The sequence below is a fragment of the Mycobacterium sp. genome (genome assembly GCF_019247635.1).
In the GTDB taxonomy this organism is placed as follows: Bacteria; Actinomycetota; Actinomycetes; order Mycobacteriales; family Mycobacteriaceae; genus Mycobacterium.
This window is the reverse complement of record NZ_JAFBAR010000002.1, coordinates 1-17,206: the sequence shown is the minus strand read 5'-3', so window position 1 is coordinate 17,206 and position 17,206 is coordinate 1. Positions and strand designations below refer to the sequence as shown.

Here is a 17,206-nt window from a genome sequence, read left to right as displayed (position 1 = left end):
GGCCCGGGTGCCGCGGTGAGCGGAGGCGACCGGGTGCACCATCACCTCGTCGACGCCGAACCGGTCCGCCAGCGCCGTCAGCTGTTCGGCGGCTTCGGCCGGTGAGCCGACGACGGCCCGCCGCAATGCGCCGTCCACGATGTGCTGCTGCTGGTCGGTGAGCCGCGATTCGCGAGCCTCCTCGACGAGCTGCAGCCGCCCGAGCGGCTGCCCGGTCCGCAGCCGGGCCATCATCTGCAGGTTGGGCAGTATCAATTCTGTTGCCTCGTCACGTGTTTCGGCCACGACGGCGTTCACCGTCAGGAACGTCACCGGCTCGGCGGCCAGGTCGCTCGGCCGGAACTGGGTGCGGTAGAGCTCCAGCGCCTCTTCGGTGCCTTTGCCGGAGAAGTGGTGGGCGAACACATACGGCAAACCCTTCGCGGCGGCCAGCTGTGCCGAGTACATCGACGACCCCAACAGCCACACCCGCGGCTCGCTGGCCGCGGCCGGGGTGGCCCTAAGGGTGTAGTCACCGGAGCGCAGCGGTACCCGCACACCGCGCGCGCTCATCAGTGCCACCACGTCGTCGAGATACTCGGGGAAGTTTGCGATGTCCTGCTCGCCGCGGCCGCCCCGCAGGGCGTACGACGTCACGGGGTCCGATCCGGGCGCTCGGCCGATGCCCAGGTCGACGCGACCCGGTGCGGCGGCTTCCAGCAGCGCGAACTGCTCGGCCACCGCCAGCGGCGCGTGGTTGGGCAGCATCACCCCACCCGATCCGAGGCGCAGCTGCGCGGTCTGCGCGGCCAGGTAGGCGATCAGCACCGGGGGGCTGGTGGCGCCCACGGACGGCATGTTGTGGTGTTCGGCGACCCAGTAGCGAGTGAAACCCAGCCGGTCGGCGGTCTGCGCCAGCGTCACGGTTGCCGCCAGCGCGTCGGCGGTCGACTGGTCGGTGCGCACCGGGACCAGATCAAGAACGGAAAGACGCACGAAGTCAGTCAACGCCGGTGCGGCCGCGAAGATTCCCCGCGCCCAAGTGTGACGCTGAGGTCACGTTCGACGGTGACCGCAGCGCCACGCTCGGCGGCCGTCGCGAGATCGCCGAGAAGGTGTCGTCAGTAGTCCTTCAGCTCGATCGAACGCACGATGCGGTCGAACACCTCCTGCGGGATCGGCGCTCCCCCGGGGATGTTGTCGACGACCAGCCACTGATTGCGCTGTACATAGTCCTGAAACTCGTTCCGGTAGTTGGCAAAACCGCGCTCGTAGTCGAGCTCGCCGCTTTGGGAGGCGGCCTTGAGTTCGCCGGCCAGGATGTAGGCGCCCAGCAGCGCGACGCTGGTCCCCTGGCCCGACAACGGCGAGCAGCAATACCCGGCGTCGCCGACCAGCGCGACCCTGCCCCGCGACCAGCGATCCATCTTGATTTGTGACATCTCGTCGAAGTAGAAGTCCGGCGCTTGGCGCATGTACTCCAGCAGCTGCGGGCGGACCCAGCCGTCGTCGGCCATCCGCCGTTCCAGCTCGGCGAACTGGGCCTCGGTGTCGCGGTAATCCAACCGAAGTTCGGAATCCATGAAGCCCAACATGGCGCGGGCCTCGGTGTTGTCCCGCGCGCTGTACACCCCGGCCATGGTGGAGTCGCCGTAGTGCCACGTCTGCCAGTAGTCCAGGTCCAGGAAGTTGGGCACGGTGAAAATCGCCGCGTGCGTGCCCAGCCTTTCGATGAATTGGTCCTCCGCACCGAAAACCAGCCTGCGGACGTTGGAATGCAATCCGTCGGCACCGATCACCAGGTCGACGCTGCGCGCGTCGGCGCGCTCGAAGGTCACCCGTACCGCGGTGCCGTCGTCGTCCAACGCCGCAATGCTGTCGTCGAACAGGTACTCGACGTCGAGTTGCGTTTCCTCATAGAGCAATTCGACAAGGTCGTCGCGGAGCAGCTCGATGTCGGGGCTGGCGATGGGCCCGCCTGTCGGCGTCGACTCGGTGTCCTGCGACAGTTCGTTGCCGTCACGGTCGACGACTGATGCGCCCCACATCCGCGTCCTGCGATGATTGGCCGCGGCGCGCAGCCGCATGCGTTCCAGCACCGACAGCGCCGGACCGCGGACGTCGATCGCCTGACCCCCCATCCGCAATCCGGGATTGCGCTCCACCACAGTGACCGAATAACCATGCTGCGCAAGCCAATACGCGGTGGTTATACCGGCGACGCTGGCGCCGGATACCAGAACACTTTTCGCCGTCACCGAATCCCTGCCTGCTTCCTCGCCTCGCTGAAGATGTCGTCGAGCATCGCCGGAGTCAACCTACCGGTGAACATGTTCTGCTGACTCGGGTGGTAGCACCCGAGCAAACGCACGTCGCCCGGCAGGTCAACGACGGCCCCATGCCCGAACCGCGGTTTCTTCAGCCGCTTGGATCCCTGGTGCTCGGTGGGCAACCCCAACGCGACCTGCCAGGCGAACCCGCCCAACGCGACGATCACCCGCACGCGCTCGGACACCAATCGCCATTCGGCGGCCAGCCAAGCCGAGCAGGTCACCCGTTCGGCGGGCGTGGGCGCGTTGGCCGGTGGCGCGCACCGCACCGGCGCCACGATGCGAATCTGGTTGGCGCGCAGCCCGTCCGCGGCGTCCACGCTGGTCGGCTGGTTCACCAGGCCGGCGCGGTGCAGCGCGGCGTAGAGCTGATCCCCCGAGCGGTCGCCGGTGAACATCCGACCGGTGCGGTTGGCGCCGTGCGCCGCGGGCGCCAACCCGACGATCAACAACCGCGGGCGCTCCGACCCCCAGCCCGGCACCGGCCGGCCCCAGTACGGCTGGTCGGCGAAGGCCCGTCGTTTGGCGACCGCGACCTCCTCCCGCCAGGTGACCAGCCGGGGGCAGGCCCGGCACACGCTGCTGGCCGCGTCGAGCTCGGGTATCGAGCCGCTCTGCTCCGCCAGCGTGACGACTTGGGCGGCGTCAGCTGCCACGGGGGTCCGCGGCGTCGCCGCGTCACCCGGCCAACCGATGCCGGGTGGGACGGGAGAACCGAACTGCTGGCCGGTACGTGGATGCGGCTGCACACCAACATCCTGCCGTTAATTCGGTGGTTCCCAGCTGTCTTGGGCGATAGATTCAGCCGCGAGATCCGATGAGAAACAGCAGCCGCGGTCCGGCTTTTCTGATCCTGTTCGCGACGTTGGTGGCGTCGGCGGGCGACGGCATCTCGATTGTCGCGTTCCCCTGGCTGGTGTTGCAGCGCTCGGGGAGCGCAGGGCAGGCGTCGATCGTGGCCGGTGCGATCACGCTGCCGTTGCTGTTCTCCACCCTGGTCGCGGGCACAGCGGTGGACTACTTCGGCCGACGTCGGGTGTCCGTCGTCGCCGACGCGTTGTCAGGGGCGGCGGTGGCCGGAGTTCCGTTGGTGGCGTTGGCATTCGGATCAGACGCGGTCAACTTTGCGGTGTTGGCGGCGCTGGGCGCCTGCGCATCCACCTTCGACCCCGCCGGAATGACGGCACGCCAATCGATGCTGCCCGAGGCCGCCGCGCGGGCCGGCTGGTCGCTGGACCGGACCAACAGCAGCTACGAGGCGATCCTGAGCCTGGCCTTCACCGTCGGCCCGGGGATCGGCGGCCTGATGATCGCCGAGGTCGGCGGCATCACCACCATGTGGATCACCGCGGGGGCGTTCGGCTTATCGCTGCTGTCGATGGCCGTTTTGCGCCTCGAGGGTGCCGGCCAGCCGGCACACGCGACCCGCCCGCAGGGCCTGACATCCGGGATAAACGAGGGACTGCGTTTTGTCTGGAGCCTGCGGGTGCTGCGCACGCTGGCGCTCATCGACCTGGTCGTCACCGCGCTCTATCTGCCGATGGAGAGCGTGCTGTTCCCGAAGTACTTCACCGATCACCATCAACCCCAGCAGCTGGGCTGGGCGCTGATGGCGCTGTCCCTTGGCGGTCTGGTGGGCGCGCTGGGCTACGCGGCGCTGTCGAAGTACGGGCGCAGGCGAACGATCATGCTGGTGGCCGTCCTCACGTTCGGGGCGGCGACGACGGTCATCGCGTTCCTGCCGCCGTTGCCGGTCATCCTGGTGCTCTGCGGTCTGATCGGCCTGGTCTACGGGCCGATCCAGCCGATCTACGCCTACGTGGTCCAGACCCGCGCGCCGCACTACCTGCGTGGCCGGGTCACCGGGGTGATGACGTCGCTGGCCTTCGCGGCCGGACCGCTGGGCCTGTTGCTGGCCGGTCCGCTGACCGACACCGCGGGTTTGCGGGTCGCGTTTCTGGCGTTGGCCCTGCCGATTCTGGCGACGGGACTGGTGTGCGTGCGGCTGCCGTCGCTGCGCGAACTGGACAACGTGGCCCAGCCGGGGCTCTTGGAATCCGGTCTAGCATCGGGTGAGTGAACGCACTGGACAGCCTGATCGCCGAGCTGCCCGACGGGACGGTGGTCACCGACCCCGCCGTCACCGAGGGCTACCGGCAGGACCGCGCGTTCGACCCGTCGGCCGGCAAGCCGCTGGCGGTGGTCCGACCGCGGTGCACCGCGGAGGTGCAGGCCGTGCTGCGCTGGGCCACCGCGAACCAGGCGCCGGTGGTGACCCGGGGTGCGGGCAGCGGGCTGTCGGGCGGGGCGACCGCGCTGGACGGCGGGATCGTGCTGTCGACGGAAAAGATGCGCGACATCGCCGTCGACCCGGTCACCCGCACCGCGGTATGCCAGCCCGGCCTGTTCAACGCCGAGGTCAAGAAGGCCGTCGCCGAATACGGGCTGTGGTATCCGCCCGACCCGTCGTCGTTCGAGATCTGCAGCATCGGCGGCAACATCGCCACCAACGCCGGCGGGTTGTGCTGCGTGAAATACGGCGTCACCACCGACTATGTGCTGGGCATGGAGGTGGTGCTAGCCGACGGCACCGCGGTGCGATTGGGCGGCCCGCGCCTGAAGGACGTCGCCGGGCTTTCGCTGACCAAACTGTTCGTCGGCAGCGAGGGCACGCTGGGCATCATCACCGAGGTCACTCTGCGGCTGCTGCCCGCACCGAACGCCTCCAGCGTGGTGGTGGCCACGTTCGCGTCGGTGGAGGCGGCGGTTCGGGCGGTGCTGGGGGTTACCGCGCGGCTGCGCCCGGCCATGTTGGAATTCATGGATTCGGTGGCGATCAACGCCGTGGAGGACACGTTGCGCATGGACCTGGACCGCTCGGCGGCCGCCATGCTGGTCGCCGGCTCCGACGAACGGGGGCGCGCCAGCGGCGAGGACGCCGAGGTGATTGCCGCGGTGTTCGCGGAAAACGGTGCGACGGAAGTGTTCTCGACCGACGATCCCGACGAGGGTGAGGCGTTCGTTGCCGCGCGCAGGTTCTGCATCCCGGCGGTCGAGGCCAAGGGGTCACTGCTGCTCGAGGACGTCGGGGTGCCGCTGCCGGCGCTCGGCGAGCTGGTCACCGGCATCGCGCGAATCGCCGCCGAACGCGACCTGATGATCTCGGTGATCGCCCACGCCGGCGACGGCAACACCCACCCGCTGATCGTGTACGACCCGTTGGATGCGGCGATGACCGAGCGCGCCAACCTGGCGTTCGGCGAGATCATGGACCTGGCCGTCGGCCTGGGCGGCACGATCACTGGTGAGCACGGCGTCGGCCGCCTGAAGCGGCCATGGCTGGCGGGCTATCTCGGGCCCGACGTGATGGAGGTGAATCGGCGCATCAAGCAGGCGCTGGACCCCGACGGGATCCTGAACCCGGGTGCGGCCATCTAGTTCGCCGAGCGTGAATCTGACGACGTGATTGCGGCGTGTCGCGTCGTGGGATGCACACTCGGCGGTTGACATTCTGCAGCGGTTGTCGTACCAATGAGACATGACAGCGGTTGTGTCTCACCCGGTCCCGTTCCAGCTCGCCACCGCCGAGACCTGGTCCGATCCCTGGCCGATGTACCGCGCGCTGCGCGACCACGACCCGGTGCATCACGTCGTCCCTCCGAAATACCGGGAGGACGACTATTACGTGCTGTCCCGGCACGCCGACGTCTGGGCGGCGGCCCGCGACCACGAGACCTTCTCCTCCGCGCAGGGATTGACGGTAAACTACCGCGACCTCGAATTGATTGGGCTGCAAGATAATCCGCCAATGGTGATGCAGGACCCGCCGGTGCACACCGAGTTTCGCAAGTTGGTGTCGCGGGGGTTCACCCCGCGACAGGTCGAGGCGGTGGAGCCCAAGGTGCGTCAGTTCGTCGTCGAGCGCGTCGAAAGCCTGCGCGCCAACGGCGGCGGCGACATTGCCGCCGACCTGTTCAAGCCGCTGCCATCGATGGTGGTTGCGCACTATCTCGGTGTGCCCGAAGAGGATTGGGCGCAGTTCGACGGCTGGACGCAGGCTATCGTCGCGGCGAACACCGCCGAGGGGGGCGTGGCCGCCCAGCTGGAGACCGCCGGCGACGCGGTGGGATCGCTGATGGCCTACTTCACCGCGCTGATCGAGCGGCGCCGCACGCAACCCGAGGACGACACCATCTCACATCTGGTGGCGGCGGGGATCGGCGCGGACGGCGACATCGCCGGCATCCTGTCGATCCTGGGTTTCACGTTCACGATGGTCACCGGTGGCAACGACACCGTCACCGGCATGCTGGGCGGGTCCATGCCGTTGCTGCACCAGCGACCCGACCAGCGGCTGTTGCTCGTCGACAACCCGGACCTGATCCCCGACGCCGTCGAGGAACTGCTGCGGCTGACGTCCCCGGTGCAGGGGCTGGCGCGCACGGTCACCCGCGACACGACGATCGGTGACACCACCATCCCGGCCGGCCGCCGGGTGTTGCTGCTCTACGGCTCCGCCAACCGCGACGAACGGCAGTACGGGCCGGACGCCGGCGAACTCGACGTGCGGCGCTGCCCGCGCAACATCCTGACCTTCAGCCACGGTGCGCACCACTGCCTGGGCGCGGCCGCGGCCCGCATGCAGTCCCGGGTCGCGCTGACCGAACTGCTGGCCCGCTGCCCCAACTTCGAGGTGGACGAGTCAGGCATCGTGTGGGCGGGCGGCAGTTATGTGCGGCGTCCGCTGTCGGTGCCGTTCCGGGTGGCGTCGTAGATGCCGGCCGACTGGCTGGGCGAGAAGCGCACCGAGGTCGCGGCCGACCGGATCCTCGACGCCGCCGAGGAGCTTTACACGCAGCGCGATCCGGACTCGATCGGCATGAACGAAATCGCCAGGGCCGCAGGGTGTTCCCGCGCTACCCTGTACCGCTACTTCGACAATCGGGAGGCGCTGCGCACCGCGTACATCCACCGCGAGATGCGTCGGTTGGGACGCGAGATCATGCGGCAGATCGACGGTGTTGAGGACCCGCGGGAGCGGCTGATCGCGAGCATGGCCGTGACGTTGCGAATAGTGCGCGCCAACCCGGCGCTGGCGTCGTGGTTTGCCACCACACGCCCGCCGATCGGTGGCGAGTTGGCCGGGCGGTCCGACCTGATCGCGGCCCTGGCGGCCGCCTTCCTCAACTCCCTGGGTCCCGACGACCCCGTCACCGTCGAACGCCGCGCGCGCTGGGCGGTGCGGGTGATCATCTCCCTGCTGATGTTCCCCGGCGGCGACGAAGCCGACGAGCGCGCGATGCTCGAGGAGTTCGTGGCGCCGGTCGTGACCGCCCGTCAGGCCACCTACGGTGACTAAGCCGTGGCCGCGCGCGGGCCGCGCAGCTGACGCGCGGCGAAGGTGGCGGCGATTTCCCCGGCGCGCACTCCAACGTTGGACAGCAACGACGACGCCAGACCATGCGTGTGTTCGACGGAGCCGTTGAGGTAGATGTCGCCCGGCGCGCCCGCTTTGGGCACCAATCGGTAGTCCCGAGTGACGGCGGGCCGCCCCTCCGAATCGAATTCGTAACGGCTGGACAGCTCACCCAGGAAGCGTCGGAAGTCGAGCGGCGCATAGCCCGTCGCATACACCACGACATCACAGTCCAACGTCATCTCGGAGTGGTCGGCAAGGTTGGCTAACGTTAGCCGCACCCCGTGCGGATGTTCTTGCGCGCCAAGGACTTCAGACATATTGTGCATGAACAGGCGCCGCCTGCCGGACACCCGTTCGGCGTACTCGCGCGAGTAAAGCTCGTCGATCAACTGCGGATCGACGGCCGAATAGTTGGTCGAGCGATGGTATTCGAACAGGCGTCGACGGGTCAGGTCGTCAGCGTCGTAGAAATCGTCCACGGCCGACGGGTCGAAAATGCGATTGGCATAGGCACTGTCGTCCACCGCGCTATACCCGTAGCGGGCGTATACGGCATGCACCTCGACCCGAGGGTAGGTGTCGTGCAGGTGGGCGGCCACCTCGGCCGCGCTCTGGCCCGCGCCGACTACGGCGAATCGCCGTGGGACGGTTGACGCACGCTCGGCCATGTTGCCCAGCAACCGACTGCTGTGCCACTGCCGGGCACTCTCCTGGATGCCCTCGGGCAGCGCGGGCCGCAGTCCGGTGCCCAGCACCAACGTCGTGGCGGCTATCGCCCGCCCAGCCCCGGTGCGCACCACGAAACCCGATTCCCCCGAGGTGATTTCGACGACACGGTGTCCGTAGCGGACGTGGGCGGCGAACCGGGCGGCGGCCCACTCAAGGTAGTCGTGGTATTCCAGCCTGCTGGGAAACAGCGTGTGCCGGCCGATGAACTCGACGAGCCGGCCACGCTCGCTCAGATAGTTCACGAACGTGAAGTCGCTTTTAACGTTCCGCAGACTCACCAGATCTTTGAGAAACGGTATCTGCATGCGCGCGTGCGGCAGCAACATTCCCCGATGCCAACTGAATTTGGGCTGCGCCTCCACGAACAGCGCGCCCAGGTCCTGCTCAGCAAGTGCGATCGCGAGCGCGAGATTCGACGGCCCGAAGCCGATTCCGAGTAATTCGGTGGTTTCAGGAATGGACATGAGAACGCGTCAGCCGTTCCAGATAACGTTCACGCACCATGGCCCGGTTGATCAACACGACGAAGTCGGCCATGTCGAAATCCGGGTCGTAGGAAGGTTCTCCACAGATCACCCCGCCGATCCGCAGGGATCCCTGCACCATGGGCGGGATGCGCACATGTCCCGGGTCGGGTAACTCGGCGAGGCTCAATCCGTTGACCCGAACCGGGTTTCGAGGGTAGACCCGGTAACGCGGGGGCGCCCGGTGCTCGCCGAAAGCAACGTCCCGCACACCGCGAACCAACGAGCCGCGCGGTCCACCGTCCTCCATCCGGACCGACAGCGAGCCGATTCCCCATTCATGGCCGGTGATTTCCTGATAGCGAAAGATGCCTGCCCACAACAAGCCCATTACCGCGCCGTTTCGATGATCGACGTGCACGCTGGCCCGACCGAGTTCGACCAGCTTGGGGCGCAATTCATTCAGGCCACCGATGTCGAAGGTGGTGTCGGCGAACAGCCCGCCGGCGGCCCGGGCGCCATCGGGTGGCAGCAGCCGGTAGCAGCCGACGATCTGTCCGCTCGTCTCGTCTCGGGCCAGCAGGTGATCGCTGAACGGATCGAATTGATCGACATCGATCATTTCCCCGCTCAGCGGGCCGGGGACTGCCCGCGGCAGGGCCGCCCCCATTTCCTCGGCAAACGTCAGATAACGCAAGCGCTGAGCGGCTTCGATGTCCCGGGGGTCGGTGGAAATGACTACGCTATACCGGCCGGTATCGGCCGCCGGGATAAGGACCGCGTCGCCTAACATAATAATTCGACATTACACGGATCTGCCTTCAGCAAACGGTATTTCGGATTTCTCGTGGTGGCGCGCCCCGACCGCGATCAGTATCGCCGACCCGATCGCCGCGGCGGTGGCCGCGGTCGCGGCGGCCCCCAGCACGGCCTGCATTCCGTCGGCGCTGGACTGGCGGGCCACCCGCGCGATTGCCGGGAGGGCAGGTTGCATGTCTTGGGGTAGCAGGTCGAGCGCCCGTAGGCCTGCCCCTGCGGACAACCTGTCGACGAGTTGCCTTGTGGGGCCTGGGCTGTGGAGTTGGGCAAGCCCCTGCGCGGCGCGGTCGGCCGCGTGCCGGCTGAACAGAGCCCCCAGCCCGGCGACGCCCGCCAGGATGCCGATCTGACGAACGGTGCTGACCGCGCCGGTCGCCATTCCGGCGTCGCCCACCGGCACGAAATGCAGTGCGATGTCGGATGTCAACGCGAACAAACCACCCAGACCGAGGCCCGCCACAACCGAGCCCGCGACGAAATGGGTCCACACGGTGTTCTCGGTGACCCCGGTCATCAGCCACAGACCCACCGCGATCAGGACCACACCACCCGGGATCGACGTCCACGCAGGGAAATACCGCGTGGCCGCCATGGCCAGGGGGGCGCCCAGCACGCAGGCGACGGTCAGCGGGAGTGCCCGCAGGCCCGTCTGAAAGGGGCTGTACCCCAGGGTGTTCATGAAATACAGCGCCAGATAGTTGGTCGAGGCGATCAGCGTCGCGGTCGCGGCGAACGCCGCCAGCGAGACCCCCGCGAACCCCGGCCGGCGCACCATGCGCAGGTCGAGCATCGGGGCACGCACGTGCGATTCCCACCAACCGAACACCAGCAGGCCCAGCATGCCGAACGCGCCCAGCACCGGAATCAGCCCGCCGCTCCAGCCGCGGCGGTCGCCTTCGATCATCGCGTAGACGCCGGCAAACAGTGCCGCCGACAACATCGCCGTACCGACCCAGTCGGGCCGACGGTCGTGTGCGGCAGAGGTTTCCGGGACGAACCACACCGCGATCGCCAGGGCCGCCAACCCGATCGGCACGTTGATCACGAAGATCGACTCCCAGCCGAACGCGCCGACCAGCGCGCCGCCCAGCAGCGGCCCGACGGCGGAGCCCGCGCCCATCACGGCGCCGTAGATCGCGATCGCGATCCCCCTGCCCCGCTGCCCGGGAAAGGCCGCGGCCACCATCGGCAGCGAAACACCCAGCAGGACCGCCCCGCCCGCACCCTGAAGCGCCCGGCACAGGTTCAGCAGCGCGATGCCGCCGGCCAGTGCGCAGCCGGCGGAAGCCAGTGTGAACACCGTCATTCCCGCCAGATACAGACGGCGCCGCCCGAGTCGATCACCCAGCGTGGCCGCGGTGAGCAGCAGTCCCGCCATCGGCAGCGCGTAGGCGTCGACCACCCACTGCAGGCCGCTGAGTTGGGTGTTGAGGGTTGCCTGAATGTTGGCGAGTGCGGCCGAAACGATGGTCATGTCGAGCAGCAACATGAAAACCGCGAGGCACACGGCGACCAGGGTCAGGCGTGGATGCGAAGAGGTCGTGCGTTCCCCGACGGACGCCATTCAGCCATCCTTGACCCGGGTGAACCGGTGCAGCAGCCAGGCCAGCGGGATCGTCACGACCACCGTGGCGATGAAGAGGTTGAACATCGAGCCGGTGTAGACGTGCGCCCGCACGATGTAGACCATGGCGAACTCCATGGTCACCAAATGGATCAGAAAGATCTCATAGGAGATCTCGCCCAGCCACACCATCGGCCGGCTCGCCAGCACGCGCGAATACCAGCCCTGGTCGCCCAGGGCCAGCGGCGCCACCGCCAGGGCGGCGATGACGGCATAGAAGCACGTCTTGTACAACGCCTCGCTCAGCGACGCCGGCGACGTCGTGGGCGCGCCCGCGATCGGGGTGGAGACGATGAAGTAGCTGACGACCGCGAGCGGGATGGCGACGAAGGCGTAGCAGCGCACGCCCATGGCCTGCAGCACGGTCAACATCATGCCGCCGAGGAACCACGCCAGATACGTAGGCAGCCAAAGCCGGGCGCCGTCGGGAAAGAAGTGATCGATGTGCACCAGAACCAGCCATCCCGGGCTGATCAACAACATGCCCGACACGGCTGTCAGGACCAGCCTGGGCTGCCATCGTCGCCGAGGGATCCGGGTGAGCAGCAGGTATGCCAGCGGCGGCAGCAGCACATAGAAGGACGCCTCCACCGCCAGGCTCCACATCTGGGTGAGACCCTGATGCAGATACTTGCCGAGGTAGCCGTCGGTGTAGATCTGTGTCAGCGTGAGGTTGCGGATCAGGCCGAGCCAGCTGTGCCCGGGGTTGGGCCCGACCTCACGGAAGTGGTAGAGCACGTAGGCGAACAGCACGGTGACGATGTAGGCGGGCATGATGCGCCGAACCCGATGCCGCGCATAGCGACTCAGCGACGGCGCTGGGCCACCGGATTTGGCGGCCTGCACCCACGGCCGAAACAGAAGGAACCCGGACAACACGAAAAAGATCGGAACGCCGATCTCCATCCGGGCGCCGACCAGCCCCCAATAGCCGTGGGTGTACTTGCCCGTGGTGTACGCCGCGTGGGTGCCGACGACGAGGAGCGCGGCCACCGCGCGGACACCGGTCAGCGACGCGACGCGATCTGGCCCCGAGGTCTGTTCGAGTCCGCCCTGGGCGTCTTGTTCCTCGGATAGGGTCATCCGGCGTGTTTCCGCCGTGGTTTGCGGTCCGAACGGTCCGGCCGGTCTGAGCGGTCCGGGCGGTCTGGGCGATCCGACCGGTCCGATCGGTCGGGTCTCAGGTTGATCAGCACGCCCGAGATGCGGGTTTGCTCAAGCTTTTTCAGGGTCGCTTTGGGGAGCTTGGGCGGCAGTTCTACCAACGAGAAGTCCGGTCCGATGGCGATGTGGCCGAAATCGCTGCGGTGCAGTCCCCCCTCGTTGGCGATGGCGCCGACGATCGCACCCGGGCCGATCTTGTGCCGCTTGCCCACCGAGATCCGGTAGGTGGTGAAAGATCGGTCACGCCTTGGCTTTTCAGTGCGTCGCTCCGGCCGGCTTTTAGGACGCTCGGAAGGCGGCGGTTCGGGCACCATAAAGAACGCCGCACCGTCGCGGGACTGCAGCGCCAGCGCGGCGGCGATGTCCGGCATGGGAACGTCGTGCTCGCGTTCGTAATCCTCGACTAGCCTGCGGAACAACTCGATGCCCGGGCCGCCGAGTGCGTCGGTGATGGAGTCGGCGAACTTCGCGACCCGCTGGGCGTTGACGTCTTCCACGGTGGGCAACTCGGCTTCGGTCAGCGTTTGGCGCGTGGCCTTTTCGATCGCCTTGAGCAGGTGGCGCTCCCGCGGGGAGACAAAGAGCAGCGCGTTGCCGTTCCGCCCGGCGCGCCCGGTACGGCCGATCCGGTGCACGTAGGACTCGGTGTCGTGTGGTATGTCGTAGTTGAGCACATGCGAGATGCGTTCCACGTCAAGTCCTCTGGCAGCCACATCGGTGGCGACAAGAATGTCGAGGTTGCCCTCCCGGAGGGCGGTGATGGTGCGCTCGCGTTGGCCCTGGGGAATGTCACCGTTGATGGCGGCCGCGGAAAACCCTCGGGCGCGTAGTTTTTCGGCAACCTCCTCGGTCGCCTGCTTGGTGCGCACGAAAACGATCATCGCCTCGAACGGCTCGACCTCGAGGACCCGAGTCAGCGCATCCATCTTGCGGGGACCGGCCACCTGAATGTAGCGCTGCGAAATATTCTCTGCGGTAGCGGTTTTCGCTTTCGTCGTGACTTCGAACGGGTCGTGTAGGTACTTGGTGGTGAGCTTGCGGATCGCCGGGGGCATCGTCGCCGAAAAGAGCGCAACCTGTTTATATTCGGGCGTGTCGGCCAGGATGCGTTCGACGTCCTCGGCGAAGCCCATGTTGAGCATCTCGTCGGCCTCGTCGAGCACCAGGTAGTCCACCCGCGACAGGTCCAACGTCCCGCGTTCCAGGTGGTCGATGACCCGTCCGGGCGTTCCCACGACGACCTGGGCGCCACGCTTGAGGCCGGCCAGCTGCACGGCATACGAGGATCCGCCGTAGATCGGCAACACGTTGAGCCGCGGCAGGTGCGCGCCGTAGCGGCTGAATGCCTCGGCCACCTGCAGCGCCAACTCGCGGGTGGGCGCCAGGACGAGGGCCTGGGTCACTTTGCTGGTGACGTCGATCTTGGACAGGATCGGGATCGCGAACGCTGCCGTCTTGCCGGTGCCGGTCTGCGCCAGTCCCACGACGTCGGAACCCGCCATCAGCGGCGGGATCGTCGCCTCCTGGATGGCCGTCGGCGACTCATAGCCGACGTCGCCGACCGCCCGCAGCACAGAAGGGTGAATCTGCAGGTCGGCGAAGGTCTCGGGAAGGGCCATTGCCCAGGAGTTTATGTGGCCTACGCGCTGACTACGACCGGCGAGCGTGCGTGTCGGTACGGCGACACGCCGTTGACGCCGGCATTTTGCGCACGCTCGCGGGGGGGAGACCTCACGCGACGCCGGTCACCTCCAGCGGGAGTGAGACCACCCCGGCGCCGCTGGTGATGAGGAACACCCAGCGCCCGTCGGTGGGCAGGTCCACCTCGACGTTGAAGAAGGCGAAGCCGATTTCGCCGCTGGCGGCCGCGGCCGGCAACGCGTAGGTCATGAACAACGGTGGATCGTCCGTCGGGGGCCTGACCTCGACCTCGATCTCGCGGTCCGGGTTGTCGACGACGGACTGGGTCAGCACCACGAGGACGAACTGGGCAACCCGCTCGGGCCCGACCATGTATCCGGACAGCACGCCGCCCGACACATTGAGCTTGTTGTCCACCACCGAAGCCGCTTCGGCGAGGAAGGCCCCAACGATCACCACGCCGAAGCTACCGCGTATTTAGGCAGTGAGAGCCGGGTTAGGGGCGTCGCGGTCCCCGTGAGCGTGCGTGTTGCTCCAGCGACACGCCGCGTGGACCGCACAACCGCGCACGCTCGGCGCGGGGAATTCCACGCCCGGATCGTCGACTTCGGGCGGATTCACCGGCCACGCCTACCGCAGCTGCGGGCCCGATGCCGGTACGGTGCGCGATGTGTGGTCGTTATCAGGCCGTGATCGCGTGGGCGCCGTCGTTGTCCTGCTCGCGGCGGCGTTGACCGGTTGCGGCTCCGGGGACTCGACGGTCGCCAAGACGCCGCAGGCCACGACGTCCAGCGCGTCGATCACCGCCCCCGCGACTCCCGGTCCCTCGACTGAGGCCGCCCCACCCAGCAGCACCACGCCGCCGGACCCGTGTGCGGTTAATTTGGGGGCCCCGACCATCCCGCAGGTGGTCTCGGAGCTGCCGCGCGACCCCCGTAGCCAACAAGCGTGGAACCCCGAGCCGCTGGCCGGCAACTACAACCAATGCGCCCAGCTGTCCGCGGTGATCATCAAGGCCAACACCAACGCGGACAATCCGACGACCCGCGCGGTGTTGTTCCACCTCGGTCAGTTCATCAAGCAGGGTGTGCCGGATACATACGGGTTCAACGGGATTGACCCTTCGCAGTCCACCGGCGACACCGTGGCGCTGACGTATTCCAGCGGGATCAACGGCGTGCTCGCTCCGGTGCGGTTCCGCTGGAACGGCGCCGGGGTGGAGATCATCGCGAACACGCCGAACGCCTAAGCCGAGCGCACGGACGAGCACGGCGCCTGGGCAGCCCGGCGAGCGTGCGCGTCTGCACGGTGACACGCCGCACGGAGCGGCATTTTATGCACGCTCGGCGGAAGGATGTCGGACCCCTCACCTACCGTGGGTGCGGTGTTCGTCATCGGCGATAACGTCGTCTACAGCGCGTCGGACCTCGCGGCGGCCGCCCGCTGCGAGTACGCCCTGCTGCGGGACTTCGACGCCAAGCTGGGTCGCGGTCCCGCCGTCGCTGTGGAGGACGATCTACTCGCGCGCACCGCCGCGCTGGGCAATGAGCACGAACGACGCCGCCTCGAGCGATACCGCGATGAGTTCGGCGACGGTATAGCCGTCATCGGCCGCCCGGCCTACACGCTCGCGGGCCTGACGGCCGCCGCGGAGGCCACGCATCGCGCGATCGCCAACCTTGTCCCCGTCGTCTACCAGGCCGCGATGTTCGACGGCCGCTTCCTCGGCTTCGCCGACTTCCTGGTCCGCGAGGACGACCACTACCGCGTCACCGACACGAAGCTGGCCCGTTCCGCCAAGGTCACCGCGCTGCTGCAGCTGGCGGCCTACGCCGACACGCTGGCCGGCTGCGGGGTCGCGGTGGCGCCGGAAGCCGAGCTCCAACTCGGCGACGGGACCGTCGCCAAATACCGTGTCGGAGACCTGATCCCCGTCTATCGAACCCACCGCGCGCGCTTGCAACGGCTGCTCTACGACCACTACGCCGTTGGCCACGCGGTGCGGTGGGAGGACCAGGACGTGGGCGCGTGCCTGCGATGTCCGCTGTGCACCGAGCAGGTGCGCGCCGCCGACGACCTGTTGCTGGTCGCCGCTATTCGAATTACCCAGCGGGACAAGCTGATTAGTGCGGGCATTACCACCCTGACCGGGCTGGCCGGCCACACCGGGCGGGTGCCCGGCCTCACGCCCAGCACCCTGGCCAAGCTGACCGCACAGGCCAAACTACAAGTCCGCCAACGTGATAGTGGAACCCCGCAGTACCAAATCGCCGACCCGCAGCCCCTGGCGCTGTTGCCGGAACCGGACCCCGGCGACCTGTTCTTCGACTTCGAGGGCGATCCGCTGTGGACTCCCAACGGCCGCGACTGGGGTCTCGAGTACCTGTTCGGCGTGCTGGAGACCTCCGGGGCCTTCCGGCCCCTGTGGGCCCACGACCAGGTCGACGAACGCAGGGCACTCGCCGACTTCCTGGCCATGGTCGCCAAGCGCCGCAAGCGCTACCCCAACATGCACATCTACCATTACGCGCCCTACGAGAAGACCGCGCTGTTGCGGCTTGCCGGACGCTACGGAGTCGGCGAGGACGACGTCGACGACCTGCTCCGCAACGGCGTGCTGGTGGACCTGTATCCGTTGGTGCGCAAGAGCATTCGCGTGGGTGCCGAGTCCTTCAGCCTGAAGGCGCTCGAGCCACTCTACATGGGCGCCGAACTGCGCTCCGGCGATGTGACCACCGCCGCAGACTCCATCACCTCCTACGCGCGGTACTGCGAACTGCGCGACGCCGGACGCCTCGACGACGCTGCCAACGTCCTGAAGGAGATCGAGGACTACAACCGTTACGATTGCCGGTCGACCCGGGAACTGCGCAACTGGCTCGTGATGCGTGCCTTTGAGGCCGGGGTCACCCCGATCGGTGTCCAACCGGTTCCCGACGTCGGCAAGGTCGAAGACCACGACCGGCTGGCCGCGACCCTGGCGGCCTGCACCGGCGACGCCGCGGCCGGCGAGCGCAGCCCTGAGCAGGCTGCCGTG

At 67.7% G+C, this 17,206-nt stretch carries 15 protein-coding genes; 6 read left to right on the top strand and 9 right to left on the bottom strand.

The window, feature by feature from the left end; translation table 11 throughout:
- From JO236_RS00140 to JO236_RS00130, 3 genes are all read right to left on the bottom strand, one after another.
- Positions 1 to 975 (bottom strand): LLM class flavin-dependent oxidoreductase (locus JO236_RS00140; protein WP_293323082.1); only part of this gene is annotated, 975 nt, incomplete at its 3' end.
- A gap of 125 nt (positions 976 to 1,100) precedes the next feature.
- Complete coding sequence (locus JO236_RS00135) at positions 1,101 to 2,237, bottom strand: FAD-binding protein (RefSeq protein WP_293323080.1); 1,137 nt, start codon at positions 2,235 to 2,237, stop codon at positions 1,101 to 1,103.
- The gene (locus JO236_RS00130) at positions 2,234 to 3,058 is read right to left on the bottom strand and encodes a uracil-DNA glycosylase (protein ID WP_293323078.1); all 825 of its coding nucleotides are present in this window, start codon (positions 3,056 to 3,058) and stop codon (positions 2,234 to 2,236) included. The genes JO236_RS00135 and JO236_RS00130 overlap by 4 nt, the downstream gene beginning before the upstream one ends.
- A gap of 68 nt (positions 3,059 to 3,126) precedes the next feature.
- On the opposite strand from JO236_RS00130, the gene JO236_RS00125 reads away from it, so the two are divergent.
- The 4 genes from JO236_RS00125 (at position 3,127) to JO236_RS00110 (ending at position 7,668) form a co-directional block, all read left to right on the top strand.
- Complete coding sequence (locus tag JO236_RS00125) at positions 3,127 to 4,389, top strand: MFS transporter (RefSeq protein ID WP_293323076.1); 1,263 nt, start codon at positions 3,127 to 3,129, stop codon at positions 4,387 to 4,389.
- Positions 4,386 to 5,747 (top strand): FAD-binding oxidoreductase, encoded by a 1,362-nt coding sequence (locus JO236_RS00120; protein WP_293323074.1) that lies wholly within the window; start codon positions 4,386 to 4,388, stop codon positions 5,745 to 5,747. The genes JO236_RS00125 and JO236_RS00120 overlap by 4 nt, the downstream gene beginning before the upstream one ends.
- Positions 5,748 to 5,847: 100 nt before the next feature.
- On the top strand, positions 5,848 to 7,083 hold the full coding sequence (locus tag JO236_RS00115; protein ID WP_293323072.1) for a cytochrome P450: 1,236 nt from the start codon (positions 5,848 to 5,850) through the stop codon (positions 7,081 to 7,083).
- Positions 7,084 to 7,668 (top strand): TetR/AcrR family transcriptional regulator, encoded by a 585-nt coding sequence (locus JO236_RS00110; protein ID WP_293323070.1) that lies wholly within the window; start codon positions 7,084 to 7,086, stop codon positions 7,666 to 7,668.
- Here the strand turns inward: JO236_RS00110 and JO236_RS00105 are convergent.
- The 6 genes from JO236_RS00105 to JO236_RS00080 form a co-directional block, all read right to left on the bottom strand.
- On the bottom strand, positions 7,665 to 8,921 hold the full coding sequence (locus JO236_RS00105; RefSeq protein ID WP_293323068.1) for a lysine N(6)-hydroxylase/L-ornithine N(5)-oxygenase family protein: 1,257 nt from the start codon (positions 8,919 to 8,921) through the stop codon (positions 7,665 to 7,667). The genes JO236_RS00110 and JO236_RS00105 overlap by 4 nt on opposite strands.
- A complete protein-coding gene (locus JO236_RS00100) occupies positions 8,908 to 9,714 on the bottom strand; it encodes a GNAT family N-acetyltransferase (protein WP_293323066.1) in 807 nt (268 codons plus the stop codon). The genes JO236_RS00105 and JO236_RS00100 overlap by 14 nt, the downstream gene beginning before the upstream one ends.
- Before the next feature lie 12 nt (positions 9,715 to 9,726).
- The gene (locus JO236_RS00095) at positions 9,727 to 11,262 is read right to left on the bottom strand and encodes an MFS transporter (RefSeq protein WP_323802137.1); all 1,536 of its coding nucleotides are present in this window, start codon (positions 11,260 to 11,262) and stop codon (positions 9,727 to 9,729) included.
- 42 nt (positions 11,263 to 11,304) lie between these two features.
- The gene (locus JO236_RS00090; protein ID WP_293323062.1) at positions 11,305 to 12,447 is read right to left on the bottom strand and encodes an acyltransferase family protein; all 1,143 of its coding nucleotides are present in this window, start codon (positions 12,445 to 12,447) and stop codon (positions 11,305 to 11,307) included.
- Positions 12,444 to 14,147 carry a DEAD/DEAH box helicase gene (locus JO236_RS00085; protein WP_293323060.1) on the bottom strand — a complete coding sequence of 568 codons (1,704 nt, stop codon included), beginning with the start codon at positions 14,145 to 14,147 and terminating at the stop codon, positions 12,444 to 12,446. Before JO236_RS00085 ends, JO236_RS00090 begins: the two co-directional genes overlap by 4 nt.
- Before the next feature lie 112 nt (positions 14,148 to 14,259).
- The gene (locus JO236_RS00080; protein ID WP_293323058.1) at positions 14,260 to 14,625 is read right to left on the bottom strand and encodes a hypothetical protein; all 366 of its coding nucleotides are present in this window, start codon (positions 14,623 to 14,625) and stop codon (positions 14,260 to 14,262) included.
- A gap of 205 nt (positions 14,626 to 14,830) precedes the next feature.
- Here JO236_RS00080 and JO236_RS00075 point away from each other — a divergent pair, with 205 nt between their 5' ends.
- Together JO236_RS00075 and JO236_RS00070 are read left to right on the top strand one after the other, a co-directional pair.
- A complete protein-coding gene (locus tag JO236_RS00075; protein ID WP_293323086.1) occupies positions 14,831 to 15,418 on the top strand; it encodes an LppP/LprE family lipoprotein in 588 nt (195 codons plus the stop codon).
- A 135-nt stretch (positions 15,419 to 15,553) separates the two neighbouring features.
- The coding region (locus JO236_RS00070) for a TM0106 family RecB-like putative nuclease (protein WP_293323084.1) at positions 15,554 to 17,206 on the top strand (1,653 nt) is incomplete at its 3' end.